Origin of the sequence: Archangium minus (assembly GCF_044360475.1) — a bacterium.
In the GTDB taxonomy this organism is placed as follows: Bacteria; Myxococcota; Myxococcia; order Myxococcales; family Myxococcaceae; genus Archangium; species Archangium minus.
The window spans coordinates 2,986,180-3,011,094 of sequence record NZ_CP043494.1 but is presented as its reverse complement, the minus strand read 5'-3'; the positions used below and the strand labels follow the sequence as shown (position 1 = coordinate 3,011,094).

21 protein-coding genes are annotated in these 24,915 nt (G+C 68.3%); 8 read left to right on the top strand and 13 right to left on the bottom strand.

Annotated features, from left to right (window positions below; genetic code table 11):
• Positions 1-299: 299 nt before the first annotated feature.
• The 6 genes from F0U60_RS12355 to F0U60_RS12330 are packed head-to-tail and all read right to left on the bottom strand — an operon-like array spanning position 300 to position 9,328.
• Positions 300-1,904, bottom strand: coding sequence for an AMP-binding protein (locus F0U60_RS12355; RefSeq protein WP_395818411.1), 1,605 nt, complete (start codon positions 1,902-1,904; stop codon positions 300-302).
• Positions 1,901-3,913, bottom strand: coding sequence for an acetyl/propionyl/methylcrotonyl-CoA carboxylase subunit alpha (locus F0U60_RS12350; RefSeq protein ID WP_395818409.1), 2,013 nt, complete (start codon positions 3,911-3,913; stop codon positions 1,901-1,903). The genes F0U60_RS12355 and F0U60_RS12350 overlap by 4 nt, the downstream gene beginning before the upstream one ends.
• 11 nt (positions 3,914-3,924) lie before the next feature.
• Positions 3,925-5,541 carry an acyl-CoA carboxylase subunit beta gene (locus F0U60_RS12345; RefSeq protein WP_395818407.1) on the bottom strand — a complete coding sequence of 539 codons (1,617 nt, stop codon included), beginning with the start codon at positions 5,539-5,541 and terminating at the stop codon, positions 3,925-3,927.
• 1 nt (position 5,542) lies between these two features.
• The gene (locus F0U60_RS12340) at positions 5,543-6,421 is read right to left on the bottom strand and encodes an SDR family oxidoreductase (RefSeq protein ID WP_395818405.1); all 879 of its coding nucleotides are present in this window, start codon (positions 6,419-6,421) and stop codon (positions 5,543-5,545) included.
• Positions 6,422-6,431: 10 nt separating this feature from the next.
• Positions 6,432-7,598 carry an acyl-CoA dehydrogenase family protein gene (locus F0U60_RS12335; RefSeq protein WP_395818403.1) on the bottom strand — a complete coding sequence of 389 codons (1,167 nt, stop codon included), beginning with the start codon at positions 7,596-7,598 and terminating at the stop codon, positions 6,432-6,434.
• Between the two features lie 35 nt (positions 7,599-7,633).
• Positions 7,634-9,328, bottom strand: coding sequence for an acyclic terpene utilization AtuA family protein (locus F0U60_RS12330; protein WP_395818401.1), 1,695 nt, complete (start codon positions 9,326-9,328; stop codon positions 7,634-7,636).
• A gap of 97 nt (positions 9,329-9,425) precedes the next feature.
• On the opposite strand from F0U60_RS12330, the gene F0U60_RS12325 reads away from it, so the two are divergent.
• Complete coding sequence (locus F0U60_RS12325) at positions 9,426-10,058, top strand: TetR/AcrR family transcriptional regulator (RefSeq protein WP_395818399.1); 633 nt, start codon at positions 9,426-9,428, stop codon at positions 10,056-10,058.
• Positions 10,059-10,265: 207 nt separating this feature from the next.
• On the opposite strand, the gene F0U60_RS12320 is transcribed toward F0U60_RS12325, so the two are convergent.
• A complete protein-coding gene (locus F0U60_RS12320; RefSeq protein WP_395818397.1) occupies positions 10,266-10,889 on the bottom strand; it encodes a TetR family transcriptional regulator in 624 nt (207 codons plus the stop codon).
• A 97-nt stretch (positions 10,890-10,986) separates the two neighbouring features.
• Here F0U60_RS12320 and F0U60_RS12315 point away from each other — a divergent pair, with 97 nt between their 5' ends.
• Positions 10,987-11,652, top strand: a complete 666-nt coding sequence (locus tag F0U60_RS12315) for an O-methyltransferase (RefSeq protein ID WP_395818395.1) — start codon at positions 10,987-10,989, stop codon at positions 11,650-11,652.
• A 1-nt stretch (position 11,653) separates the two neighbouring features.
• Here the strand turns inward: F0U60_RS12315 and F0U60_RS12310 are convergent, their stop codons facing one another.
• Positions 11,654-14,536 carry a kelch repeat-containing protein gene (locus F0U60_RS12310; protein WP_395818393.1) on the bottom strand — a complete coding sequence of 961 codons (2,883 nt, stop codon included), beginning with the start codon at positions 14,534-14,536 and terminating at the stop codon, positions 11,654-11,656.
• A gap of 148 nt (positions 14,537-14,684) precedes the next feature.
• Entirely contained in the window at positions 14,685-14,834 is a 150-nt protein-coding gene (locus F0U60_RS12305; RefSeq protein ID WP_395818389.1) for a hypothetical protein, read from the bottom strand.
• A gap of 125 nt (positions 14,835-14,959) precedes the next feature.
• Between F0U60_RS12305 and F0U60_RS12300 the strand changes: the two genes are divergently transcribed.
• Positions 14,960-16,321 (top strand): sigma-54-dependent transcriptional regulator, encoded by a 1,362-nt coding sequence (locus F0U60_RS12300; protein ID WP_395818386.1) that lies wholly within the window; start codon positions 14,960-14,962, stop codon positions 16,319-16,321.
• A 3-nt stretch (positions 16,322-16,324) separates the two neighbouring features.
• On the opposite strand, the gene F0U60_RS12295 is transcribed toward F0U60_RS12300, so the two are convergent.
• Positions 16,325-16,936, bottom strand: coding sequence for an SAM-dependent methyltransferase (locus F0U60_RS12295; protein WP_395818384.1), 612 nt, complete (start codon positions 16,934-16,936; stop codon positions 16,325-16,327).
• A 359-nt stretch (positions 16,937-17,295) separates the two neighbouring features.
• On the opposite strand from F0U60_RS12295, the gene acs reads away from it, so the two are divergent.
• Genes acs through F0U60_RS12280 form a run of 3 tightly spaced genes read left to right on the top strand, consistent with a single transcriptional unit; the run spans position 17,296 to position 21,187 of the window.
• Positions 17,296-19,242, top strand: a complete 1,947-nt coding sequence (gene acs, locus F0U60_RS12290) for an acetate--CoA ligase (protein WP_395818382.1) — start codon at positions 17,296-17,298, stop codon at positions 19,240-19,242.
• A 28-nt stretch (positions 19,243-19,270) separates the two neighbouring features.
• The gene (locus tag F0U60_RS12285) at positions 19,271-19,549 is read left to right on the top strand and encodes a DUF485 domain-containing protein (RefSeq protein ID WP_395818380.1); all 279 of its coding nucleotides are present in this window, start codon (positions 19,271-19,273) and stop codon (positions 19,547-19,549) included.
• A gap of 15 nt (positions 19,550-19,564) precedes the next feature.
• On the top strand, positions 19,565-21,187 hold the full coding sequence (locus tag F0U60_RS12280; protein ID WP_395818377.1) for a sodium/solute symporter: 1,623 nt from the start codon (positions 19,565-19,567) through the stop codon (positions 21,185-21,187).
• Positions 21,188-21,230: 43 nt separating this feature from the next.
• Here F0U60_RS12280 and F0U60_RS12275 read toward each other — a convergent pair whose 3' ends face one another.
• The gene (locus F0U60_RS12275; protein ID WP_395818375.1) at positions 21,231-21,710 is read right to left on the bottom strand and encodes a hypothetical protein; all 480 of its coding nucleotides are present in this window, start codon (positions 21,708-21,710) and stop codon (positions 21,231-21,233) included.
• Positions 21,711-21,879: 169 nt separating this feature from the next.
• Between F0U60_RS12275 and F0U60_RS12270 the strand changes: the two genes are divergently transcribed.
• Together F0U60_RS12270 and F0U60_RS12265 are read left to right on the top strand one after the other, a co-directional pair.
• The gene (locus F0U60_RS12270) at positions 21,880-22,209 is read left to right on the top strand and encodes a hypothetical protein (RefSeq protein ID WP_395818373.1); all 330 of its coding nucleotides are present in this window, start codon (positions 21,880-21,882) and stop codon (positions 22,207-22,209) included.
• 25 nt (positions 22,210-22,234) lie between these two features.
• Positions 22,235-22,834: an RNA methyltransferase gene (locus tag F0U60_RS12265; RefSeq protein WP_395818371.1), complete on the top strand. Its 600-nt coding sequence runs from the start codon at positions 22,235-22,237 to the stop codon at positions 22,832-22,834.
• Positions 22,835-22,843: 9 nt separating this feature from the next.
• On the opposite strand, the gene eis is transcribed toward F0U60_RS12265, so the two are convergent.
• Positions 22,844-24,034, bottom strand: a complete 1,191-nt coding sequence (gene eis / locus F0U60_RS12260) for an enhanced intracellular survival protein Eis (RefSeq protein ID WP_395818369.1) — start codon at positions 24,032-24,034, stop codon at positions 22,844-22,846.
• 59 nt (positions 24,035-24,093) lie between these two features.
• Positions 24,094-24,891, bottom strand: a complete 798-nt coding sequence (locus F0U60_RS12255; RefSeq protein ID WP_395818366.1) for an SDR family NAD(P)-dependent oxidoreductase — start codon at positions 24,889-24,891, stop codon at positions 24,094-24,096.
• Positions 24,892-24,915 lie beyond the last annotated feature (24 nt).

The window sequence follows — 24,915 nt, the reverse complement described above, 5'->3', positions numbered from 1 at the left end:
TTGAATGCGATTAAAATGTTAATCTTTAGACAATCAATTTATAGACATCTCCCCATCTTCGAGGCGCTCACCCTGGACTGCATTGGAGCGCGGCGATAAATGGCAATCCTAGAGATGTTGGCTCTGCTTCGCCCCCTCCCAAAGGAGGGGAGGCGCCATGTGCCTTGCGCGACAACGGCGGCGAAGTGCTTATCGGGACGGAGCGCTGACGCTCTACGTCCCCGTCCTCAAGCTCAACGAGCAGCGCCTCAGCACTGGGGCGCTGCTCGTTGGCGAGAACACATTCGAGGGAGTTCGAGCTACGTCGCTCCGCTCACGTCCTCGTAGTGCCGCACGTACTGTTGCCGGAGCACAAACTTCTGCGCCTTGCCGGTGGTCGTCTGCGGCATCGCCCCGAGCAGGACGATGGACTTCGGCACCTCGAACCCACCGAGGTGCTGGCGGCAATGCGCGATGATTTCAGCCTCGGTCGCGGAGGCGCCAGGCTTGAGCACAACGAAGCCGGTGACGGCCTCGGACCAGCGCGGGTGCGGCAGACCCACGACCGCGACCTGCAGGACCGCGGGGTGCCGCAGGAGGATCTCCTCGACCTTGATGGACGGGACGTTCTCGCCGCCGGTCTTGATCATGTCCTTCTTGCGGTCCACAAAGAGGAGCTGGCCGTCGGCGTCGAACATGCCGAGGTCACCGGTGTGGTGCCAGCCGAACGCGCGCGCCCGCGCGGTCGCCTCTGGGTCCTTGTAGTAGCCGAGCATCACGTTCGGCCCGCGGTGGACGATTTCTCCCACTTCGCCGCGCCCGAGCAGCCGGCCCTCGTCGTCCATGATGGCCGTCTCATTCGTCACGACCGATTCGCCCCAGTACGAACCGAACCGCTTGAGCTGCTGCTCCGGCTTGAACATGGTCGTCGCCGGGTACATCTCCGTCTGCCCCGACGCGAGCGCGAAGCCCCCCGGGCAGAACTTCTCGATGAGCTCCACGAGCAGCGTGCGCGCCATCGGCGCCATGACGTAGAGGCACAGGCGCAGGCTGGACAACTTCGTCGTCGGACGCGCCGGGTGCGCGAGCATCGCGCCGTACATGATCGGCAGGCCCAGCAGGAGCGTGATGCCGCGCTGCTCGATGGTCGCGAGCATCGCGCCCGGCTCGAAGGCGCGCCGCACGACGACGGTCGCGCCGGCGAGCAGGAACGACATCGAGACGGCGTGCTGCGCGCAGTGGAACATCGGGAGCACGCAGAGGGTCGAGTCGCTCGGCCGCAGCCCGAGCTCGAACAGGTTTCCACTGAGAGCCGCGTGCACCGACGCGTGCGAGTGCATGACCCCCTTCTGCTGGCCGGTGGTGCCACTCGTGTACATGATCTGAGCGAGCTGGCCGCTCTCGATGTCCACCTCCGGCAGGGTGCCGTGCTGGTCCTTCAGCGTGTCGAGGAAGGCGGTCGTGTTCCCACCCGGCGCGACTTGCCCCTCGGGGACACAGACGATGATGCGAGTGCCGAGCGCGTCGAGCATCGCCCTCAGCTCCGGCTTCGCGAGGAGCTCGGCGTCGATGACGATGTGTGTCGCCTCGGCATGCTCGAGGATGTAGCGGACGGCATCCACAGCGAGGCCGGTGTTGATCGGCACCCAGACGAGACCCGCCTTGTAGATGCCGATGAACGCAGTGACCATCTGCGCCGAGTTGCCGCAGAGCATGGCGATGCGCGCGCCCCGGGAGAGGCCCTGCGCGAGCAGATAGTGCGCGAACGCGTTCGAACGCCGGTCGAGCTCCGCATAGGAGAACTCGAGCTCCCCGTCGACAAGCGCCGTCTTGTCCGGCCAGCGCAGTGCCGACCGGTGGATGATGCCTCCCAGCGAGACTCGGCTGATACGCCTGTACTGCGCATCCTGGGTCGCTTCACTCATGCTGCGTCCTTTCCTTCGGGCGAGACGACCGCGACGACGTGGCGTGCCGGCACCTGCGCCCCGACCGTGACGTTCACCGCCGTGACAACGCCGTCGATGGGCGCGACGAGCGACGACTCCATCTTCATCGCTTCGAGCACCACCAGCACGTCGCCCCGCTTCACGGTCGCGCCGACCTCGGCGCTCACCCGGATGATGCGGCCGTCCATCGGCGCGCGCAGACGGCCGTCGCTGGCGCGCTCGCGCTCGGAGGGGGGCCGGAAGGAGACGTCGCGGAGGTGGCGCGTGACGCCGTCGAGCGAGCACCACAAGTTCCCACCTGCGCGCCGGTACCGGACCGCGCGGCGCCTTCCCGCCACTTCGACCTCGGCGCACTCGGCGGCGATGGAGCGCAGGGAGAGCGCGACACACGTATCGCCCATGCGAACCTCGTACTCCGCCGGCGCAATGGGGCGGACCGATGCGCGGAACTCCGATGCCCCCTCACTCAGAAGGACCGGCACCGGCAAGGCGTAGGAGCTGCTCCAGCCGACGAGCGTCACGTCGAAGCCTCCCCGCTGGGCGAGCGCCACCGCGTCGTCGTGGAACAGCAAGGCAGCCAGGATGGCCTGGTCCTCTGCGGACGCCTGCCCGAGCGCACGCAGCGTCTCCGGGGGCATGTGCGTAGCAACGAAGCCCGTGTCGTACCGGCCGGAGCGGAACGCCTCGTGCGCGAGGACGTGCTGGAGGAAGGTGCCATTCGTCGTGACGCCGAACGCCGTCAGCTCCCGTAGCGCCGCGGCCAGCCGCTCGCGCGCCGTCTCGCGGTCCGGCCCGTGCGCGATGAGCTTCGCCTGCATGGAGTCGTAGAACGGGGTGATCTCCTGGCCCTCGCGCACGCCGTGGTCGACGCGGACGCCCTCGCCGGCCGGCGGCACCCACGCGAGGAGCCGTCCCGTTTGGGGAAGGAACCCGTTGGCCGGGTCCTCCGCGCACAGCCGCACCTCGATGGCATGCCCGCGGAAGGAGACCTCCGACTGCGTCAGCGGGAGCGGCTCGCCGTCGGCAACACGCAACTGCCACTCGACCAGGTCAAGCCCCGTCACGAGCTCTGTCACCGGGTGCTCGACCTGCAGGCGCGTGTTCATCTCCATGAAGAAGAAGTCGCCGTTCGGCGCGAGGAGGAACTCGATGGTCCCCGCGCCGCGGTAGCCGATGGCGCGGACCGCCTGCACCGCCACGGCCCCCATGCGCTCGCGAAGCGCCGGTGTGACGGCTGGGGATGGGCTCTCCTCGACCACCTTCTGGTGCCGCCGCTGGATGGAGCAGTCACGCTCACCGAGGTGCACCGCGTTCCCGTGCTCGTCCGCAAAGACCTGCACCTCGACGTGACGCGCGCCTTCAATCGCACGCTCGAGAATGAGCTCGCCGCTGCCGAAGGCGTTCGTCGCCTCCGAGCGCGCGGAGCGGATGGCGTCGAGCAGCGCGCCAGGCTCGCGGACGAGGCGCATGCCACGCCCGCCGCCGCCCGCTGCCGCCTTCACCATGAGGGGGAACCCCATGCGCTGGCCCTCTCGGACCAGGGCCTCATCATCGAGCGACTCGCCGGGGCGGGCCGCCTCGTAGCCGGGGATGCACGGCACGTCGGCAGCCTGCATGCGCAGCTTCGCCTGCCGCTTGTTTCCCATCAACTCGATGGCATCCGCCGGCGGCCCGATGAACACGAGGCCAGCCTCCGCGCACGCGCGCGCGAAGTCCTCGTTCTCCGAGAGGAAGCCGTACCCCGGATGGATGGCGTCGGCGCCGGACGCCGCCGCCGCAGCGAGCACCCGCTCGATGGAGAGGTACGACTCCTTCGCTGGCGCCGGTCCCAGACGCACCGCCTCATCGGCGAGCCGCACATGAGGCGCGTCCCTGTCAGCGTCGGAGAATACGGCGACCGTGCGCAGGCCAAGGCGGCGGCAGGTCCGCAGCACGCGCACGGCAATCTCACCCCGGTTCGCCACCAGCACTTTGTGAATGCGCTTCATGGTTCCCCTCGCTACAGCCGAGCGACGCCGAAGGTGTTGGACGAGAGCGTGCGGCGCGAGGCCTCCTCGCACGTGGCCAGGATGAACCCGAGCACCCGCCGCGTGTCCCGCGGGTCAATGACGCCGTCGTCGAACAGCCGCGCGCTACAGTTGAAGGCATCCGACTCGCGATCGAACTGCTCAACGAGCGGCCGCGCCATCTCGTTCAGCACCGCCTCGTCGACAGGCATTCCGGAGCGCCGGACCTTCTCGGCGGTGACGATGGTCAGTACCTTCGCCGCCTGCTCGCCGCCCATCACCGCCGTGCGCGCGTTCGGCCAGGCGAAGATGAAGCGCGGATGGAACGCGCGGCCGCACATGCCGTAGTTGCCTGCGCCGAAGGCACCACCGAGCAGAATCGTCACCTGCGGTACGGTCGCGTTGGCCACCGCCTGCAACATCTTCGCGCCGTGCTTCACGATGCCACCCTGCTCCGACTGAGTGCCCACCATGTAGCCGGTGGTGTTCTGGAGGTAGACGATGGGCGTCTGCGCCTGACTGCAGAGCTGGATGAACTGCCCCGCCTTCGTCGCGCCCTTCGACGTGATGGGCCCGTTGTTACCGATGATGCCAATCGACCGGCCCTCGAGGCGTGCCCAGCCACAGACGGTGAGCGCGTCATAGTCATCCTTGAAGGGCGTGAAGTCCGAGCCATCCACAAGCCGCGCAATCACCTCGCGACAGTCGTAGGGCCGCCGGTAGTCGACGGGCACGACGCCACACAGCTCCTCCACTGCGTAGCGAGGCGGCTCAAAGGCGGAGCGCACAGACGGCGGCAATGCGTCGTTCCACCCGAGCGACGCGACGATCTCTCGCGCGATGCGGATGCCATCTGCGTCATCCTCGGCGAGATGGTCAGCGGTACCAGCAACGGTGGCGTGCATCTCAGCGCCGCCGAGCTCCTCGTCCGTGGCGACCTCGCCCGTGGCCGCGCGCAGGAGGGGCGGGCCAGCGAGGAACACCTTTGCCTTCCCGCGAACCATGACGACGTAGTCGGAGAGCCCCGGAATGTACGCGCCGCCAGCGGTGCTCGAGCCGTGGACAACGGTGACCTGGGGGATGCCGGCCGCCGAGAGCTTCGCCTGGTTGTAGAAGGTCTCCCCTCCGGGGACGAAGATCTCCTGCTGGTAGAGCAGGTTCGCGCCGCCGCTCTCGACGAGCGACACAACGGGCAGCCGGTTCTCGAGCGCGATCTCCTGCGCGCGCAGCGCCTTCTGGACTCCCCAGGGCGTCGCAGTGCCGCCCTTCACGGCGGAGTTGTTCACGAACACAAGGCAGCGCACACCCGAGACGAAGCCAATGCCGATGATGGTGTTGCCACCGGCAAGCGAGCCGTCGGTGTCGTCGTGGTGCTTGTAGCCGCAGAGCGTCGAGAGCTCGAGGAAGGGTGAGCCACGATCGAGCAGCAGCGCCAGGCGCTCGCGCGGCAGGAGCTGTCCGCGCTGCCGGAACTTCTCGCGGGCCTGCTGCTCGGTGTCACGCGACTTCTGCTCGATGGCGCGCAGCTCGGCGACGCGGGCGAGCATCTCCTTCCGGTACGTGGTGAAGTCGGAGGAGGCCGGTTCGATGCGGGAGACGAGCGTCGGCATGTCACTTCTCCTTCGAGCCGTCGAGGATCTGCGGCTGCGCGGCGAGGTGGAACCCGTCGTACGGCTTCGAGCGCGAGTGCTCCGGCAGCGGGAACACCTTCGTGTTGCAGGACGCCCCCCCGTCGATGCGGATGACCTCGCCGGTGATGAACGCCGCCACATCGGAGAGGAGGAACACGATGGCACCGCTCACCTCGGCCTCGGTGGCGAGCCGGTGCAAGGGCACCTGCTGGCGCAGCTGTGGAATGAGCGCGCGGATACCCGGATCCTTGTAGGTATCGAGGCCGCTCGAGGCGACCCAGCCGGGCGCGACGGCGTTCACGCGAACCCCGGCGGAGGCCCACTCAACAGCAGCCGTCTGCGTCAGGTTGAACATGCCAGCGCGTGCCGCGCCCGAGTGCCCCATACCCGGCATGCCATTCCATGCGTCCGCGAGCATGTTCACGATGGCCCCACCGTGATCGCACATGGACTGCATGAACACCTCGCGCGCGACGAGGAAGCCGCCGGTGAGGTTCGTCGCGACGACCGCGTCAAAGCCCTTCTTGGAGATCTGCGCGAGCGGCGCGGGGAACTGCCCACCGGCGTTGTTCACGAGCCCATCGATTCGACCGCGCGCCTCGACAACGGCGGCGACCATGGCGCGCACCGCGTCCTCGTCGCGGATGTCAACGGCGTGCTGCGTCGACGCATGTCCCTCGGCGGAGAGCTCTCCGGCGACGCGCGCGAGCTTCTCCTGCTTGCGGCCGACGAGGACGACGTGCGCGCCGAGCGACGCGAGCTCGTGCGCAGTGCACCGCCCAATGCCGCTGCCTGCACCGGTGACGACGATGGTGCGGCCCGCGAAGGTGCCAGGAGCAAAAACTGAACGGTATCCCATCGTGTCCTCCTTAACCGCGCGACTTGCGAGGCAGGGTGCCCATTGCCTTGCTGATGATTCCGAGCATCACCTCGTCGGCTCCGCCACCGATGGAGCCGAGGCGCAGGTCGCGGTAGGCGCGTGCGAGGGGGTTGTCCCAGGTGAAGCCCATGCCGCCCCAGAACTGGAGGCACCCATCGGCAAGCTCGCGGGCGAGGCGGCCCGACTTGAGCTTGCACATCGAGGCGAGCTTCACGACCTCGGGGTCGTCCTTGTTCTCGACGTACAGCTCGACGGTCCGGTAGATGAGCGCCCGGAGCGCCTCGACCTCCGTCTGCAGCTCAGCGAGCCTGAAGTGCACGGTCTGGTTGTCGAGGATTGGCTGCCCGAACGCCTTGCGCTGCCGCGTGTACTCAGCCGTCTGCGCGATGAGCCGGTCAAAAGTGACGAGGGTGCTCGCTGACACGAAGAGCCGCTCCTCCTGGAACTGCTGCATCTGCATCGCGAAGCCGCGCCCCTCCTCGCCGATGCGGAAGCGCACCGGCACGCGCACGCCGTCGAAGAAGAGCTGCGCCGTGTCAGACGCCCACATGCCAAGCTTGCGGATCTTCGACCGCGTGATGCCGGGGCGGTCCATCGGCACGATGATGAGCGACTTATTCGCATGCGCTGGCCCGTCGCCCGTGTTGGCGAGCAGGCAGATCCAATCGGCCTGCATGCCGTTGGTGATCCACATCTTGCTGCCGTCGATGACGTAGTCGTCGCCGTCGCGGCGCGCGGTGGTCGTCACCCCCGCGACGTCGGAGCCGGCGCCAGGCTCGCTCACCGCGATGGAGCAGACACGCTCGCCAGCGAGCGTCGGCGCGAGGAACTCCCGTCGCAGCGCGTCGCTGCCGAAGCGGGCGAGTGCGGGCGTCGCCATGTCGGTGACGACACCGATTGCCATCGGCAGCGCGCCACAAGTGCAGTGGCCGAGCTCCTCGGCGAAGGCGACCGAGAACGACGCATCGAGCCCGAGCCCTCCGAACTCCGTCGGCTTCGTGATACCGAGCAACCCGAGCTCACCGAGCTTCCGGAACACCTCTCGTGCCGGGAAGGTCTCAGCGGCCTCCCAGGCGTCGACATGCGGGTTCAGCTCCTGTTCGACGAACTTGCGGACAGTCTGGCGGATGGCGCGGTGTTCCTGGGTCTGCTGCATGGACTTCCTCGGTGGGCTCGGGAGCGAGCAAAGGGTCAGAGAAGCTGTTCCGGCACCTCAACGTGGCGCGCGCGCAGCCACTCGCCGAGCGCCTTGCCCTGCGGGTCGAAGCGGGTGGACGACGCGACTCCCTCACCGAGGAGTCCCTCGACAACGAAGTTCAAGGCACGCAGGTTCGGAAGCACGTGCCGGTGAATCGTGAGCTCGCCTGTCTCCGGCAGCAGCGCACGCAACCTCTCCTCCGTGAAAGCGTGCACGAGCCAGCGCCACGCCTCCTCGGTGCGGACCCACACGCCGATGTTCGCGTCCCCACCCTTGTCCCCACTGCGGGCCAGGGCCACCCGGCCGAGCGGCATGCGCCGGGTGGGCCCCGGCAGCAGCGGTGCCGGCAGGGCTGGTACCGGAACCGCTTCGAGCCTGCACGTCTCGTCCGGCGGCGTCACGTCGATGCGCGCCCCATCCGGGAGCACCGCGACGTGCGGCACCCTCCGAGCATCGACCCAGGCCGGCGTATAGATGCCGAAGGGCGAGGCGTCACCGGGCAGCGTGGTCATGAAGAAGCCGGGGTAGCTGGCCAACGCGAGCTCCACCGCGGCACTGCTGAAGTGGCGTCCGACGACCTTCGCATCGGCATCCTTCACGGAGACACGCAGCGTTGCCGAGGCCTGCTCCTCGCTCGGTGCGTCGGTGTGGTCGGTACGCGCGAGGGTGTAGACGACCTCGGCCGGTCGTGGATCGAGCGCCGCATCGAACTGCTCCCGCACGAGCGCGGCCTTCTCTTCGATGTCGAGGCCGACGAGCACGAAGCTGGCCTCGTTGCGGAACCCGCCGAGCCGGTTCAGGCACACCTTCACGTCCGGAGGAGGCGGTTCGCCGCGTACGCCCGACAGGCGCACCCGGTCGGTGCCAGCGGCCTCTATCGCGATGGTGTCGAAGCGCGCGGTGGCGTCGGGGCCGGCATAGCGAGCGCCGGCAATCTCGTAGACGAGCTGGGCCTTCACGGTATCGACGGTGACGGCACCGCCAGTGCCCGGGTGCTTCGTGATGATGCTCGAGCCGTCAGCGAAGATCTCCGCGAGCGGGAAGCCGGGTCGACGCGCGTCGAGCTCGCCGAAGAAGGCGAAGTTGCCACCGGTCGCCTGCGCTCCGCACTCGAGGACGTGACCGGCCACCATGGCGCCAGCGAGGCGGTCCCAGTCGTGGTGCTTCCAGCCGAAGTGGGAGGCAGCGGGACCGACGACGAGCGAGGCATCGGTCACTCGCCCCGTGACGACGATGTCCGCGCCTGCATCGAGACATGCCGCAATGCCCCAGCCGCCGAGGTACGCGTTGGCCGTCAGGGGCCGTCCGAAGCCGAGCTCGTCCGCGCGTCCGACAAGGTCGTCGCCTTCGACGTGCGCGACGCGGACGGACAGGCCGAGCTTCGCGGCGAGCGCGCGCAAGTCGTTCGCGAGCCCCGCCGGGTTGAGGCCGCCCGCGTTCGCGACAATGCGGACCTTCTTCTCGACCGCGAGGCCGAGCGTCTCCTCGAGCTGGCGCAGGAACGTCCTGGCGTACCCACCTGCTGGGTTCTTCTGCCGGTCGCGACCCAGGATGAGGAGCGTCAGCTCCGCCAGGTAGTCGCCGGTGAGGACGTCAAGCGGGCCACCCTCCAACATCTCCCGGAACGCGGAGAAGCGGTCGCCGTAGAAGCCGGATGCATTGCCAATGCGCAGCGCTCGAGCGTCCATCGCACCTCCCGTGCCGGTGAACAGAGAGTCTGTGCCCCCCACCCCAAAAAAAGCAAGCGTGATTGCTTTTTTCTGGGCGATACAACAGGGTAGGCCCATGAGCGGTCCGGCGAGCGGAGCAACGAGGCAGGAGCAGGAACGCAGCCGTGTGACGCGGCAGAAGCTGATGGCGGCCGCCATCGAGGTGCTCACGGAGCAGGGCTGGGCAGGGGCGACGACCGGCGCCATCGCCGAGCGAGCGGGGGTGTCGCGGGGCGCCTGTCAGCACCACTTCCCGACGCGAGCGGCCCTTGTCGCGGCCGCGGTCGAGCATGTCTTCCACCAACAGCTCGAGGAGATCGCACGGCGCGCGAAGGGCCTGCCGCAGAGCCGGCGACGCGTCGAGCCCCTGCTGAACCTGCTCTATGACGTCTACGCCGGCCCGCTCTTCACGGCCGCGACGCATCTATGGGTAGCGGCTGTGGCCGACGAGGAGCTGAAGGCGCTTCTGCTACCGCTCGAGACGCACGTCGGTCGGGAGGTGCACCGGCTCACCGTCCAGCTGCTCGGCCTCGATGAGAGCGACCGCGAGGTCCGTGACGCCGTGCGCGCGACACTCGACCTCCTCCGCGGCCTGGCGCTCGCGAACCTGCTCCACGACGACACGGCCCGGCGCCGCAAGGTGCTCGCCCACTGGGCGCGTACACTCGAGGCGCAGCTCACGCCGACGCGCACGACGCAGGCCGACTGAGTCCACCGGCGCCTCGCGCAGGGAGTGGCTCGCCCTCCTCAAGGGGTGGGATCACCCAGCACCTGCCGGAGCTCCCGGAGCAGCTCCAGGAGCTTCCGGCGGCGGGCCTCGGGGTGGGATGCGACGCACCGGACACCGTGCTCGCGAAGCATGGATGCGCCTCGTGCCACACTCCAGCCACGGAGGGTCTGGGCCCCTCCCTCCGCCCTAGAGCTGGCGAAGATAGGCACAGAACATGTCGGCCATCGCCCCGGCATAGGCGTCGACCTCCTGCTCGGTGCGCTTCTGCTCTGAGATCCGCTTCCCCACGGTATTGAGCGACATCATGATCACGTCGCCAGCGAGCGCACGCTTCTCCTCCGACGCATTTGGGAGGGCCTCGCGCATGAAGACCTGCACAGCGCGTGTGCCGGACACGCGCTGCTCCCGTGCCTCTGGTGCGTCGCGATAGAGCGGCGCCGCGTCGTTGAGCGCGATCCGCATCTCGGCCTCCACGCACTCGGAGCGGATGAAGGCGTGCACGACCTCGCGAAGGCGCTCGAGCGGGGGCCTGGAGGAATCCTCGAGGATGCCGCGCAGCAGCTCGCTGTTCTGCCGCCACTCCTCGGTCTGCAGACGGAAGAGGATCGCCGCCTTGTTCGGGAAATATTGGTAGAGCGATCCAACGCTAATTCCAGCCTTCTCGGCGACGCGTGCGGTGGTGAAGCGGTGCGCGCCCTCACGCGCCAGAACCTGAGCAGCGGCGACGAGAATGTCGGTGACGAGCTGCGCGGAACGCGCCTGTTTGGGCTTCTTTCGCGAGGAAATACAGGGAGTTGGACGATCCGTCACGAAGAGCCTCGGGAACGCGAATAGGAAACGCGAATAATCAATCGTATTTCTTGATCAGGCGCAAGGACGCGCTTTCCACCTGACTGGGATTCCCACAATGACAACACTTTCCACCGTACCTCTCGCCCCTCTGCTGAATCGTCTGTTCGCGCAAGCGGACGAGTCCTCGGCGGCGATCATTCCGACCTTCGCCCAGATGCCAAAGGAGGAGCGTGCTCGGCTGATGGCGAGCAAGACCGAATACCTCGAGTTCTATGCGAAGATGAAGGACGCCGCGCTCGCCGTCTCCCGCGAGACCGGCACGCTGCTCTACATGCTGGCGCGTACCTGCCGCGCGCGGACGATCGTCGAGTTCGGCACCTCGTTCGGCATCTCGACCCTGCACCTGGCCGCGGCGCTCCGCGACAATGGCGGTGGCCGCTTAATCACCAGCGAGTTCGAGCCTTCGAAGATCGCCCGCGCGCGCGAGAACATCGCGGCGAGTGGACTCGCGGACCTCGTGGAGCTTCGCGAGGGCGACGCACTCCAGACGCTCGCCAAGGACTTGCCCGAGCAGGTCGACCTGTTGCTGCTCGACGGCGCCAAGGGCCTTTATCCGGCCATCCTGGCGCTCGTCGAAAACCGGCTGCGGCCGGGCTCCTTGATCCTCGCCGACAATGCGGATTGGAGCCCGGAATATCTGGAGCGCGTCCGCTCGCCCCAGCACGGTTACCTGTCGGTGCCGTTCGCCAGCGAGGTGGAGCTGTCGATGCGGCTCGACTGAGTCAGGGGTTGTAGATCAGCGCCGAGGCATGGTTGTAGACAGGACCGCCGCCCACCACCAGCACCTGTCCGTTGGGCAGCAAGGTCGCGGTGTGGCCCGTGAGGAAATGGCCGGTATCCTCCACGGGAGTCCACGTGCCCGTCTCCGGGTCGTACAGCTCCACGTTCTGGGAGAGGGACAGGTTGTTATTGCCCCCCACCACCAGCACCTTGCCCGAAGGCAGCAGCGTCGCCGTATGCTCGGAGCGGGGCCCGGCCATGTCGCCTATCGGCGTCCACGTGGCCGTCCCCGGGTCATACACCTCCGCGCTGGCTGTGCCTCCACCCGTCACCAGGACCTTGCCCGAGGGCAGCAACGTCGCCGTGTGAGAGGTGCGAGCGAACTGTAGGGGCGCGGTGAGGGTCCACGTCCCTGACTCCGGATCGTACAGCTCCGCCGTCGTGACCAGGTTCCCTCCGGTCACCAGGACCTTACCCGAGGGCAGCAGCGTCGCCGTATGTCCGGAGCGCTGCGCGGCCATGTCGCCCGTCGGAGTCCACGTACTCTTCACCGGATCGAACAGCTCCGCCGTGGCCGAGCCACCTCCAGCCACCAGGACCTTGCCCGAGGGCAGCAGCGTCGCCGTGTGCCCGGAGCGCAACCGGGTCATGGTCGCCACATAGTCGGTAAACCCTCGCGTTGCCGGGTCATATATCTCCACTGGGGGGTCGTAGAAGGCGGGGTCTCCTCCGGCCAGCAGCACCTTGCCCGAGGGCAGCAACGTCGCCGTACCTTTCGAGCGCGCGAAAACGTATCCCTCGTCCCTCCAGGATTTCGTCACCGGATCGTACACCTCCGGCGTGGGCGAGCCGCCTCCGACCACCAGCACCGCGCCCGAGGGCAGCAGCGTCGCCGTGTGGCGGGTGCGGCCACCGATCACGGGAGGGGAGGAGCTCTTCCAGGTCCCCTTCACCGGGTCATACACCTCGACAGAGAGCTCGCTCCCGGAAACCAGGACCTTGCCCGAGGGCAACAGCGTCGCCGTGACGCGGATCCGGCCCACGGCCATCTGGCCGGCAGACGTCCAGGTTCCCGCTTCCGGGTCGTACAGCTCCGTCTTGATAGACGCCGCGTACTGTTTCTCTCCCGAGACCACCAGCACGCGACCCGAGGTCAGCACCGTGGCCGTGAGGCGCTCACGCGGAAGAGACATGGAGCCCGCCGAGGACCACGTCCCCGTCGCCGGGTCATACACCTGCGCGGTCGCGAGCGTCGTGCCCGCGGCATTCCCCCCTATCACCAGCACCTTCCCCGAGTGGAGAAGCGCCGCGGCGTGCCAGGAGCGGGCTTTGTCCAGGGCCGCGGTGGAGCTCCACGTGCTCGTCTCGGGGTCATACAGTTCCACCGCCGTCGTCGCGCCTCCCGCCACCAGCACCTGGCCCGAAGGCAGCAGCGTCGCCGTGTGGGACTGGTGGGGCTCGGCCAGGGTGCCCGCCGGGCTCCACGTGCCCGTCGCCGGGTCGTACAGCTCCGCCGTCGCGAGACCCTTGCCCTGCGAGTCACGACCCCCCACCACCAGCACCTTGCCCGAAGGCAGCAGCGTCGCCGTGTGCTCGGCACGCTCCGTGGCCATGGAGCCCGTCAGGGCCGACGTCCTCGTCTCCGGGTCGTACAGCTCCGCCGCGGCGGTTTCACCCCCCGCCACCAGCACCTTGCCCGAAGGCAGCAGCATGGCGGTGTGGAACTTGCGGAACTGCACCAGCTCCCCTCCCAAGATGGACAGCTCCCTCACCGGGTCGTACAGCTCCGTCATGGGGGCAGTGCGAGGCAGGTTCTCCCCACCAATCATCAGCACCCTGCCCGAGGGCAGCAGCGTCGCCGTATGGCCCGTACGGCTCCAGCTCAATCCGCTCACCGCTGACCACGAGCCGGAGGGCAAGCATTGTGGCGTCCCCTGGATCGTGAAGGCCTTGGACGTGGACAGCCCCAGCGCGTTGCTCACCGTGGCCGTGATGGACACGGGTTGAGGACCGGACACGCACGGGGGCGCCGTCCAGATGACCTCGCTCGTCGAAGCGGTGCTCGTGGGCGAGCCCAGCGTCCCCACGCTCGCCTCCCAGGTGAAGCTGAGCGCGCTGTTCTGCGGATCCTTCGCCTCCACCCGAAGCGTCACGGTGCCGCTCTCCGGCACGGAAGGGGAGGATTGGGAGGAGTGCACCACCTCGGGCGGCGCCTGCACGCAGAGGGGCTCCGCGCGCTGGGCCATCCCCTTGCGCGCATCATCCACCGTGACGCTCAGGCGGCAGTCACAGGAGCCACCCGGGGGCAGGGCCTCCGGCGTGAACCGGGCGGTCGCCGAGGTGGCATCCACCCACGTCCCCGAGCACCCCGACGCGCTCCACTGGTACTTCAGCGCATCCCCGTCCTCGTCGGAGGCGGTGACCTCCACGGTGGTGGCCTCGCCCACCTTCACGGTCGAGGGCGCGACGGTGAGGCTCGCCACGTGCGGTACCCTGTTCAGCGAGCGCAGGGGCAAGAGGACCTCCACCGTCTGTCCGGAGAGGATGGTCACGCCCGAGAGCTGGCCCGCGTATCTCTTCGAACCGTCCGCGCCGAAAGCCTCCCCGGTAAACGTGCGCGCCTCCCCCACGGGTATCCCCGAGAAGGTTCCGGTCCACCCACCATCCCCCTGCGTCAGCTCCAGACTGCGCGAAGCGGTCAGGTCCGGCGCAGTGAGCGTGACCGTCACCCGCGCCACGTCGCTCGCGAACTCGGCCTCCTCGAAGCGACCCACCACCTGGACCGAGCCTACAGGGTCGGTGGGCTGCTCCGGCCGACAACCCAAGACACTTACCATCCACGCAGCCGCCAACCAGGGCAGCAGCGAGAACCCCCTCTGATACATGAATTCCTCCGATGAGAAGTCGCTCGAGACGCCGCTCAAGACGTCCCCGTGGGCAGCGCCCCCAGAGCGCCGCAATACACGAACCAGGGTGATGGCGGCGTGACGGAAAGCGCGGCGCGAGCTGCCAAAAGCAAGGTAGCACGCCCATCTACCCTCTCATCATCGACAGGGGCGACACCACGCGCGCCACGCCCAATTCCCTGCACCGCTCGGCGTTCATCGGCTGGTCCGCGGCGCTGGGCGCCTGTGCGACGGGGACGAGGGGATGGAAGTGGCCAATGCCATCCAGCGCATCCATGACGCACCCCGTCAAACCTTTGGAAGTGGACAAAGGGCGGGTCAAAGGGACTACCCTCTCGGTCAAGCCTTCCGAGGTTCGCCGAGCCCCCACGCGCGACCTGGACAGGGGGGGCAGCACACCGCATGAGCCGCATCCTGGTCATCGAGGACGAGCCCGTCATCCGCACCGAGCTGCGGCGCCTGCTGACGCGAGCAGGGCACGACGTAGCCGAGGCTGGCACGGTGCACGAGGCCCAGACGGACCATGAGCTGGACACGTTCGACCTCATCCTGAGCGACCTGCGGCTGCCGGGAGCGCCGGGCACGGACGTCATCGCCAAGGCGCCGGGCGTGCCGGTCCTCATCATGACCAGCTACGCCACGGTGCGCTCGGCGGTGGAGGCCATGAAGCTGGGGGCGGTGGACTACATCGCCAAGCCTTTCGACCACGACGAGCTGCTCCTGCAGGTGGATCGCGTGCTGCGCGAGGGCCGGCTGACGCGCCAGAACGCCGCACTGAAGCGCGAGGTGGAGCGCGCGTACTCGGTGAGCGGAATGGTGGGCAACTGCCTGGCCATGCGCGACGTCTTCGAGCGCATCCGCAAGGTGGCCGCCTCGCCGGCCACGGTGCTGGTGCTGGGCGAGTCCGGCACGGGCAAGGAGCTGGTGGCGCGCGCCATCCACGAGCAGAGCCCCCGACGTGAGGGCCCGCTGGTGGCCGTCAACTGCGCCGCCATCCCCGAGGGCCTGCTGGAGTCGGAGCTGTTCGGTCACGAGAAGGGCGCCTTCACGGGCGCGCAGGCCGCGCACGCGGGCCTGGTGGAGAGCGCGGATGGAGGCACGCTCTTCCTCGATGAGATTGGTGAGCTGCCCGCCCCCGCCCAGGCCCGCCTCCTGCGAATGATGCAGGACGGTGAGGTGCGGCGCGTGGGCGCCACCCGCTCGCGCAAGGTGGACGTGCGCATCATCGCGGCCACCCACCGCGATCTGCCCAAGCGCGTTCAGGAGGGTGCCTTCCGGCAGGATCTCTACTTCCGCCTGCGCGTGGTGGAGATCAAGCTGCCGCCCTTGCGTGAGCGCGGCGAGGACATCCCCGCGCTCGCCAAGCACCTGCTGGAGCGGGCATGCCAGAGGCTCCACCGCTCGCCTGCAACGCTATCGCCCGAGGCACTCGTGGCCATCACCACGCATCCCTGGCCCGGCAACGTGCGCGAGTTGGAGAACGCCCTCGAGCGTGCCGTCATCCTCGCCGACGGCCCGGTCATCACCCCCGGGCTGCTCGCGCTGGAGCCGGTTGGCAACGGGGCCTTCGAGGCCAACGAAATCCCGGATCCAGGCATCGAAGGCAGCGCCTCACCTGACTCGCTGGAGGAGTACTTCCGCCGCTTCGTGCTGGAGCACCAGGACAAGCTCGGCGAGACGGAGCTGGCGCGCCGGCTGGGCATCAGCCGCAAGGCCCTGTGGGAGAAGCGCCAGCGGCTCGGGATTCCGCGCACGCGCGCGTAGACCCTACCGCCTGCGCGACGGGTGCTCCGGCACCACCCACAGGTAGAGCGTGCGGCCCTCGGACTCGACGATCCGCTCCGGCTCCCAGCCCTCGATGTCGAAAGAGTGCGAGACGATGCGCGTCCCCGGCTTCAAGTCCCGCAGCAGCTTCGGCTTCAACCGGTTGTTGACGCTCGGCAGCAGGTACATCGTCACCACCGTCGCATCATCAATGTCCGCCTTGAAGAGATCCTGCTGGCGGAACTCGGTGAGCTCCTGCACGCCCGCGGAGCGCGCGTTGGCCTCCGCCTCCTGGATGCGCTCGGGGTTGATGTCGATGCCCACCCCGCGCACGCCGAAGTTCTTCGCAGCGGTGACGACGATGCGACCATCTCCCGAGCCCAGGTCATAGAGCACATCACCCGGCTTCAAGTCGGCGACCGCCAGCATGTCGTCCACCACCTCCTGCGGGGTGGGCACGTACGGCACGTCCGGCGCGCGCTCCGGCAGGTCCGACCGACCCAGATTGGGCGGCACGTAGAAGGGCGGCTCTCCCTGACCCAGCGCAGGCGCACCGCCCCAGAGTCCCAGCCCACTCCACAGCACGACGCCGAACGCCGCTTTCCGAATCCCCATGTCGCACGACCTCCTGGTGGCGGGGGGTGCCATGTGTGAAGGGATGGACACACCGCGGAACCGGGGCAATGAGACCCCCGGGCACCGCCTTCGCTGAGTGCTCGCTGGGGCTTCGACTGGGCGGGGAGCCGGTGTTACCGGGGTGACGGGATTCGTTACCTTTCGAAACATCTGACGCGCCGTGCCAGCCTCCAAGAGCGCGAGAACATTCATGCTGTGGCCTGGAATGAGCGTTGCTCATAGAGGCTCGCGTGACACACCCCCACCCCCTCGCACCTCCATTTCCCGCATGAGCCCACGGGCCGCTCTGGCCACCCCCTGAACATCCTCGAGCCACCCCCACCCAGGAGACGCACCGGATGATGTACCAACCCACGGACGGGTTTCGCTGGACCGCACGCCTCCAGAGCCTGGAGGACTACCAGCTCCTCTACCGCAGGAGCATCGAGAAGCCCGAGGAGTTCTGGGGCGAGATGGCCCAGGCCCTCACGTGGTTCCACCCGCCGGACACCATCCTGGACGCGGACCTGGACCTGGCGGACTTCTCGTGGTTCGGGGGAGGCCGGCTCAACGCCTGCTACAACGCGGTGGACCGGCACGTGAAGACGCGCCCCGGCAAGCCCGCCATCATCTGGGCGAAGAACGAGCCGGGAGAGTACGAGATCATCACCTGGCGCGACCTCAAGCACAACGTGGGCCGCGTGGCCAACGTGCTCAAGGCCCATGGCGTGCGCAAGGGAGACCGCGTCTGCATCTACCTGCCCATGGTGCCGGAGCTGGCCTACACCATGCTGGCGTGCGCGCGCATCGGCGCGGTGCACTCGGTGGTGTTCGCCGGCTTCTCCGCCGGGTCCCTGCGCGAGCGCATCCTCGACTCGGGCGCCCGGGTGCTCGTCACCGCCAACGAGGGGCCACGCGGCGCGAAGCGGGTCCAGACCAAGGCCATCACCGATGAGGCGGTGGAGGGCCTCTCCCAGGTCCAGTCCGTGCTGGTGGTGCGCCGCACGGAAACCCACGTGCCCATGCAGGCCGGCCGCGACTGGTGGCTGGACCAGGAGATGAGCAAGCACCGCGGCACCTGCCCCGTGGAGTGGATGGCCGCGGAGGATCCCCTCTTCATCCTCTACACCTCGGGCAGCACCGGCAAGCCCAAGGGCGTCATGCACACCACGGGCGGCTACCTCGTCTACGCCGTCACCACGCACCGCTACGTCTTCGACCTGCAGCCGGACGATGTGCACTTCGGCACCGCGGACATGGGGTGCATCACCGGCCACACCTACGTGCTGTACGCGCCGCTGACGAACGGGACGACCACCGTGCTCTTCGAGTCCTTGCCCACCTACCCGGACGCGGGGAGGCTGTGGCAGGTGGTGGACGACCTGAAGGCCACCGTGCTCTTCACCGTGCCCACCGCGCTGCGCGTCCTCATCCGGGAGGGGGACGCGTACGTGAAGAAGTCCTCGCGCAAGAGCCTGCGGCTGCTGGCCTCCGCGGGCGAGCCCATCAATCCCGAGGTGTGGCGCTGGTACCACGACGTGGTGGGAGAGGGCCGCTGCCCCGTGGTGGACAACTGGTGGCAGACGGAGACGGGCGGCGTGCTCATCGCCCCCCTGCCGGGCGCGATCCCCTGCAAACCCGGCAGCGCCACCCTGCCCTTCTTCGGTATCGAGCCGGTGCTGGTGGACGACGAGGGCCGCGTCCTCGAGGCCAACGGCGCCTCCGGCAATCTGTGCATCGCCCGCACCTGGCCGGGCCAGGCCCGCACCGTGTGGGGCAACCACCAGCACTTCATCGACACCTACTACTCGCGCTTTCCCCGCCTCTACTTCACCGGGGATGGCTGCCGCCGCGACGAGGACGGCTACTACTGGATCACCGGCCGCGTGGATGACGTGCTCAACGTCTCCGGCATCCGTCTGGGCACCGCCGAGCTGGAGAGCGCGCTGGTGGCCCACGACGCCGTCGCCGAGTCCGCCGTGGTGGGCTTCCCGCACGAGATCAAGGGTACGGGCGTGTGCGCTTTCGTCACGCTCAAGCCCGAGTACCAGGACACCAGCCCGGAGCAGATGGAAGGCGCCCTCAAGAAGCAGGTGCGCCACGTCATCGGCCCCATCGCCACGCCGGACCAGGTGCGCATCGTGTCCGGCCTGCCCAAGACACCCTCGGGGACGATCCTCCGCCGCATGCTGCGGAAGATCGCCTCGGGCGAGACCCAGGACCTGGGCGACACCTCCACCCTCGCCGAGCCCACCGTCCTCGACGAGCTATTGAAGCAGCAACTGCAGATGGAATCGCGCCGCTGAAGCACACCCCAAGGAGAAACCCTGCACCATGTCTCAGAAAACCAAGGCTGAAGAGCTCGAAGCCCTGGCGGCGGCGCGCTGGCGCGTAGCCGCCGTCCTCACCGCCGGCATGCTGGTGACCTACTTCGGCTTCATCCTGCTCGTCGCTTACAACAAGCCGCTGATGGGCCAGCAGATCGCCCCGGGGTTGTCGCTCGGCATCCTCCTGGGGGCGCTCGTCATCGGCGCCGCCTGGGTGCTCACCGGCATCTACGTCGTCTGGGCCAACAACCGCTACGACAAGGCCCTCCACCAGTACCGCCGCTGAACCGGAGCTACGCGAATGAATCCCCAGCAGGCACAGACCTCGATTGGCCAGACCAACTACACGGCCATCATCTTCTTCCTGGCGTTCGTAGGTCTCACGCTCGCCATCACGTACTGGGCAGCGCGCAAGACGAAGACGACCTCGGAGTTCTTCACCGCCGGCGGCGGAGTGAGCGCGCTGCAGAACGGCTTTGCGCTCGCCGGCGACTTCATGAGCGCCGCGAGCTTCCTGGGCATCGCCGGACTTGTGGCGCTCTCCGGCTTTGATGGCCTTATCTACTCGGTGGGCTGGCTCGTGGGCTGGCCGGTGGTGACGTTCCTCATCGCCGAGCCCCTGCGCAACCTGGGCAAGTACACCTTCGCGGACGTGGTGGCCTACCGGCTGAAGCAGACGCCGGTGCGCATCTCCGCCGCCATCGGCACGCTCACCGTGGTGGCCTTCTACCTCATCGCCCAGATGGTGGGCGCCGGCAACCTCATCCACATGCTCTTCGGCCTGTCCTACGAGGCGGCCGTCGTCATCGTGGGCGTGGTGATGATCCTCTACGTCCTCTTCGGAGGAATGATCGCCACCACCTGGGTGCAGATCGTCAAGGCGGTGCTGCTGCTGCTGGGCGCGACGGCGCTGGCGGTGATGGTGCTGATGAAGTTCCACTACAACCCGCTGGAGCTGTTCCAGGCGGCGGCCAACCAGTACGGCCCGGAGGTGCTGGCGCCAGGCAAGCTGGTGACCAACCCGCTGGAGGCGGTGTCGCTGGGCCTGGGCCTGATGTTCGGCACGGCGGGCCTGCCGCACATCCTCATGCGCTTCTACACGGTGCCCAACGCGAAGGCGGCTCGCAGCTCCGTGTTCTATGCCACCGGCCTCATCGGCTACTTCTACCTGGTGACGTTCATCCTCGGCTTCGGCGCCTCGGTGCTGATGGGCCGCTCGGCCATCACCGCCGTGGACAAGGGCGGCAACATGGCGGCGCCCATGCTGGCCGAGGTGGTGGGCGGCACGCCCTTCCTGGGCTTCATCTCCGCGGTGGCCTTCGCCACCATCCTCGCGGTGGTGGCCGGTCTGACGCTGTCGGGCGCGGCGGCGCTCTCCCATGACCTGTGGACGAGCGTGGTGCGCAAGGGCAAGTCGCCCGAGCACGAGCAGCTGCGTGTGGCCCGTCTGGCCAGCCTGGGCCTGGGCATCCTCGCCATCTTCCTGGGCATCATCTTCAAGGGGCAGAACGTGGCCTTCATGGTGGGCCTGGCCTTCGCCATCGCCGCGAGCGCCAACTTCCCCGCCCTGCTGCTGTCCACGCTCTGGAAGGGCTTCACCACGCGCGGCGCGGTGGCCAGCATGATCACGGGCTCGGCCAGCGCGGTGCTCCTCATCGCCCTGTCGCCCACGGTGATGGTGGAGCTGCTGGGCAGCAAGACGGCGATCTTCCCGCTGAAGAACCCGGGCATCGTCACCATGCCGCTGTCCTTCCTGGTGGGCTGGGTGGTGTCGCTGCTCGCACCCGAGCCCGAGGCGGCTGACCGCTACGCCGAGGTGCGCCACCGCATGCACGTGGGTGCGGAGGCCGATGAGTCCAGCTCCAGCGCGGCCAACAAGCCCACGGTGGCCCCCGTGACGACCACGGGTCCCCAGACGACCTGAGCTGTGCCTGGCGGGGGCCGGGCTCCTTCAGGCCCCCGCCGCCTCAGCAGGACTGACCGCACACACGAGTCGAGCCGTTGGGGCACACCGTGGCGATGGTGCCGCTCTCCTGGCAGGTGACGTCGCAGTTGCCGGTGTTCTGGCAGTCCACCCGGCACGTCCCGGTGCAGGTGACGTCGCAGTTGCCGACGCGCTGGCAGGAGACCTCGCTCTCGGGCCCCACGGTGAACGCGCAGCTCGACGCATCCGAGCAGCGCTGACGGCAATTCGCCCCGCATTGCGCCTCGCAGGAGCTGAGCCGGCTGCACTCCAGCTCGCAGCCGACGCCGCAGCGGACATCGCAGTCCGGCCCATCCGTACAGGCCAGCTTGCAGCCTTCGTCCAGACACTCGCCCGAGCACCGGGGCCCGGGTTTGCACGTACAGGTGTCGCCCTCGCAGTCCACCTCGCCTCCATCGAAAGGCGAGGAGCTGCAACCCAGGGCGGCGGACAGGAGGATGAGCACAGGTAGGAGCTTGAGCACGGCGAGTATCCTAAGCACCGCTCCGTCGGCTGGAAGCTCTCGCCGTTCATTACACGACGCAATCCCAGCTGTTTCCCGCCGGGTGGAGGGAGGGTGGAGAGCAGCCTCCAGGCAAGGCTGTCATCCTCATGTCCTCGCCTGCGTTGTACCCACCCGAAGGAGTCGCGACATGACGGTCCGTACCCTGTTGCTGGTTCTCTCCACCACCACCCTGTCGGCGCTCGCGGGCTGCGCGACCACGCAGACGGCGCCCCGTGAGGACGCCGCCGCCAGCACCTCCACGCAGGTCTCGGAGCAGGGCCAGGGCGAGCACAAGGGATGCAGCTGCGCCCACCACAAGGCCCAGGACGGCGCCGCACAGGCCGCGGACGCCAAGGGCTGTGGCTGCCCGCATTGCGCCAAGATGGCCACCAAGACCGGCGCGGAGGAAGCAAAGTCGTGCGGCTGCTCGCACAAGCAGAACGGCGGCCAGGCCCAGGCCATGGACAGCGAGAGCTGAGACAGGACAAGGAGAGAACGCGCGAGTGGTCCGCACCGAGCACGATGCCCTGGAGCTCATCCGCCAGAAGCGTGTCGTCACCGAGGTCCCCGCCCACGGAATGACCTCGCTCGTCGAGGCCGTGGCCGGTGGCCCGGTGCACGGAAGCTGGCGGACCCACGCCAAGGGCCGACTGATGTACCGGCTCGGCCGCATCCTGAGGGCCTCCGACGAGGTGCTCGCCGTGCGGCTCGTGGAAGGCAAGGTGGCCTTCGTGGACCCCTCGCTGTGGCCGGCGGTGTACCGCATGGCCATGGAGCCCTCGCGCCGCCGCCGCTCGCTCGAGGGACTCTCCCCCCAGTCCCGCGCCCTGCTGACAGCGGTGGAGCGGGACCGGGTGGTGCGCCTGGACAAGGAGAGCGAGTGGACGAAGGCGCGTGAGGCCTTGGAGGAGCGGCTGCTCGTGCACGTCTCCGAGACCGAGCTCGAGGGCGGCCACCACGTCACCGTCCTCCGCTCCTGGCGGGACTGGGTCTCGCCGACGGTGAAGGAAGCCGCGGAAGCCATCACCTACGACGAGGCGCTCGCGCGACTGCGCGAAGCCTGCGGCGGAGCCCCGGCGGGGCTCGGTTCGTGGGTGCCCTGAGACTCGAGCTCAGAACATGTCGGGCATGGCCGGCGGCGTCCCGGAGAAGAGCGCCGTAGCCGTGCGCAGAGAGTCCTCATCGGCTTGGAGGACCCCGGCGAGCTGGAGTGCGGAGGGCGACAGGAAGCCGCTGTAGAGCGGAGCGAGCGCCCGCACGTGCAGCTTCACATCCCCATCCCCGCCAGGGCGTACCTCGGCCTCGCCGTTCTCCACCTCTAGCACGAAGCGACCGCTGTTCTCCGGGAAGAGGTCATCGTCCACCTCGAGGTGCAGCGCCCCCGAGTGCCCAGCCGGGTAGCCGCGGGCCTGGAGCGCCGCGGGCACATCCAGCACGCGCAGCATCCAGTGATAGCGGAGCTTCACCGAGTACGTCTGCTCGCGCAGGAGGAAGAGGAGCGGCTCCGCCGGTCCGCCCCGCCACACCACCTCGGTGGCCAGCGAGCGGTGGTCGCCGATGAAGCTCAGCAGCCGCCGCCCCGCGGCCGGAGTGAGTGCGATGAGATCGGTGAGGCTCAGCTCCTGCGCGAAGCCCTGAGGCATGCGCCGTCGTGTCAGGTAGACGTAGCCTTCCACTCCCGCCTGGCCCTCCACGAGGAAGCCATAGGCAAGCTCCCCCCGGGGGTGGGTGACGCGATTCCAGGCATACGCGCCTCGGTCGAGCCACCCCTGCTGGCGCTGTGCGTAGCGACGGTAGACGTCGTGAAGGGACGGCATGTCGGACACCTCCACCGGCCGCAGCGAGAGGGAGCGCTCCTGGATGTCGAGCCCCACGAGCTGCACGCGGCTCTCGAAGCTCGAGCCGGCCTGCTCGAAGCCGACACGCCGGTAGAGAGGCTGGGTGGAGGGATAAAGAGCGACGAGGGGGACGCCCTGAGTGCGCAGCTCCCGGAGACATGCCTGCATGAGCCGAGTGCCCGTGCCCTTGCCTCGGAAGGCGGGTGCCACCCCCACCCCGCCGATCCCCGCCAGGGTGACCCGCCGTCCACCCCACCACTGGCCCATGGGGATGGAGACGAGCGTGGCGGCCACCGTTGCGCCCTCGCGCAACACCCGCACGTGGGCCCCCCCGGCCTCCACCTTCTGCGCCACGACACGGGCCTCGTCCGGAGTGAGGGCGAAGGCCTGGGAAACGATGTCATCCACCGCGGCGAGCTCTCGCTCCCCCTGCGGTGGACCGAACTGCGCTGCTGTGGGCTCCATGCGTTCCTCCCAGCTCTAAGGAGGCGCAGCCTAGGACAGACGCGTCCCGCCCGTACCCATTACGTGAGCAGTGTTCCGCCATCCACCAGTACGGTGCTGCCCGTCATGTAGTCGCTCGCGGACGAGGCCAGGAAGACAGCCACCTTGGCGATGTCATCGGGCTCGCCGAGGCGTCCGAGCGGAATCTTCGTCTTCTCGAAGTCCGCGCGCCACGCCGCCTCCTGCTCCGGCGTCATCACGTCCTTGAGGGCCTGGGAACCGCCCTCGGTGTAGATATTCCCGGGAGCGATGGCATTCACCCGGATGCGATGGGGCCCCAGCTCGAGCGCGAGGCTCTTGGTGAACATGGTCACGCCCGCCTTCGAAGTGTCGTACGCCGCGAGCCCCACCATGGCCGGATGGAAGGCAGCGATGGAGGTGATGTTGATGATGCTCCCGCCCACCCCCTGCTGAACCATCCGGGCCCCTGCCGCCTTCGACGCGAAGATGAGCCCTCGGACATTCACGCGATAGACCTGGTCGAGGAGCTCGGGTCCCATCCGCGACACGGGCACGTTGGGGTAGATGCCGGCGTTGTTCACCAACACGTCCACCCGGCCGAAGCGCTCGACGCAGCGGGCCACCATGGCCTCCCCCGCCCCATCTTCCGAGACGTCTACTCGCATCACCTCGACGCTGCCTGGACCCCTGGGCAGGCGCTCGAGCGACTCCATCGCCGCCTTCTCGTTCACATCCGAGAGCAACACGTTCGCGCCGCCCTCGATGAAGCGCCGGACGATGCCAAAGCCGATGCCCATCGCTCCACCGGTGACGATGGCGGTCTTCCCTGAGATGTCGAATGGATTCGTCGCTGCCATATATGGGTGTACCTCCCTGTGTGC

Excerpts from the sequence above, each read along its gene's own strand:
- F0U60_RS12355 (WP_395818411.1), bottom strand. The coding sequence starts at position 1,904 with ATGAGTGAAGCGACCCAGGATGCGCAGTACAGGCGTATCAGCCGAGTC.
- F0U60_RS12350 (WP_395818409.1), bottom strand. The coding sequence starts at position 3,913 with ATGAAGCGCATTCACAAAGTGCTGGTGGCGAACCGGGGTGAGATTGCC.
- F0U60_RS12345 (WP_395818407.1), bottom strand. The coding sequence starts at position 5,541 with ATGCCGACGCTCGTCTCCCGCATCGAACCGGCCTCCTCCGACTTCACC.
- F0U60_RS12340 (WP_395818405.1), bottom strand. The coding sequence starts at position 6,421 with ATGGGATACCGTTCAGTTTTTGCTCCTGGCACCTTCGCGGGCCGCACC.
- F0U60_RS12335 (WP_395818403.1), bottom strand. The coding sequence starts at position 7,598 with ATGCAGCAGACCCAGGAACACCGCGCCATCCGCCAGACTGTCCGCAAG.
- F0U60_RS12330 (WP_395818401.1), bottom strand. The coding sequence starts at position 9,328 with ATGGACGCTCGAGCGCTGCGCATTGGCAATGCATCCGGCTTCTACGGC.
- F0U60_RS12325 (WP_395818399.1), top strand. The coding sequence starts at position 9,426 with ATGAGCGGTCCGGCGAGCGGAGCAACGAGGCAGGAGCAGGAACGCAGC.
- F0U60_RS12315 (WP_395818395.1), top strand. The coding sequence starts at position 10,987 with ATGACAACACTTTCCACCGTACCTCTCGCCCCTCTGCTGAATCGTCTG.
- F0U60_RS12310 (WP_395818393.1), bottom strand. The coding sequence starts at position 14,536 with ATGTATCAGAGGGGGTTCTCGCTGCTGCCCTGGTTGGCGGCTGCGTGG.
- F0U60_RS12305 (WP_395818389.1), bottom strand. The coding sequence starts at position 14,834 with ATGGATGCGCTGGATGGCATTGGCCACTTCCATCCCCTCGTCCCCGTC.
- F0U60_RS12300 (WP_395818386.1), top strand. The coding sequence starts at position 14,960 with ATGAGCCGCATCCTGGTCATCGAGGACGAGCCCGTCATCCGCACCGAG.
- F0U60_RS12295 (WP_395818384.1), bottom strand. The coding sequence starts at position 16,936 with ATGGGGATTCGGAAAGCGGCGTTCGGCGTCGTGCTGTGGAGTGGGCTG.
- acs (WP_395818382.1), top strand. The coding sequence starts at position 17,296 with ATGATGTACCAACCCACGGACGGGTTTCGCTGGACCGCACGCCTCCAG.
- F0U60_RS12285 (WP_395818380.1), top strand. The coding sequence starts at position 19,271 with ATGTCTCAGAAAACCAAGGCTGAAGAGCTCGAAGCCCTGGCGGCGGCG.
- F0U60_RS12280 (WP_395818377.1), top strand. The coding sequence starts at position 19,565 with ATGAATCCCCAGCAGGCACAGACCTCGATTGGCCAGACCAACTACACG.
- F0U60_RS12270 (WP_395818373.1), top strand. The coding sequence starts at position 21,880 with ATGACGGTCCGTACCCTGTTGCTGGTTCTCTCCACCACCACCCTGTCG.
- eis (WP_395818369.1), bottom strand. The coding sequence starts at position 24,034 with ATGGAGCCCACAGCAGCGCAGTTCGGTCCACCGCAGGGGGAGCGAGAG.
- F0U60_RS12255 (WP_395818366.1), bottom strand. The coding sequence starts at position 24,891 with ATGGCAGCGACGAATCCATTCGACATCTCAGGGAAGACCGCCATCGTC.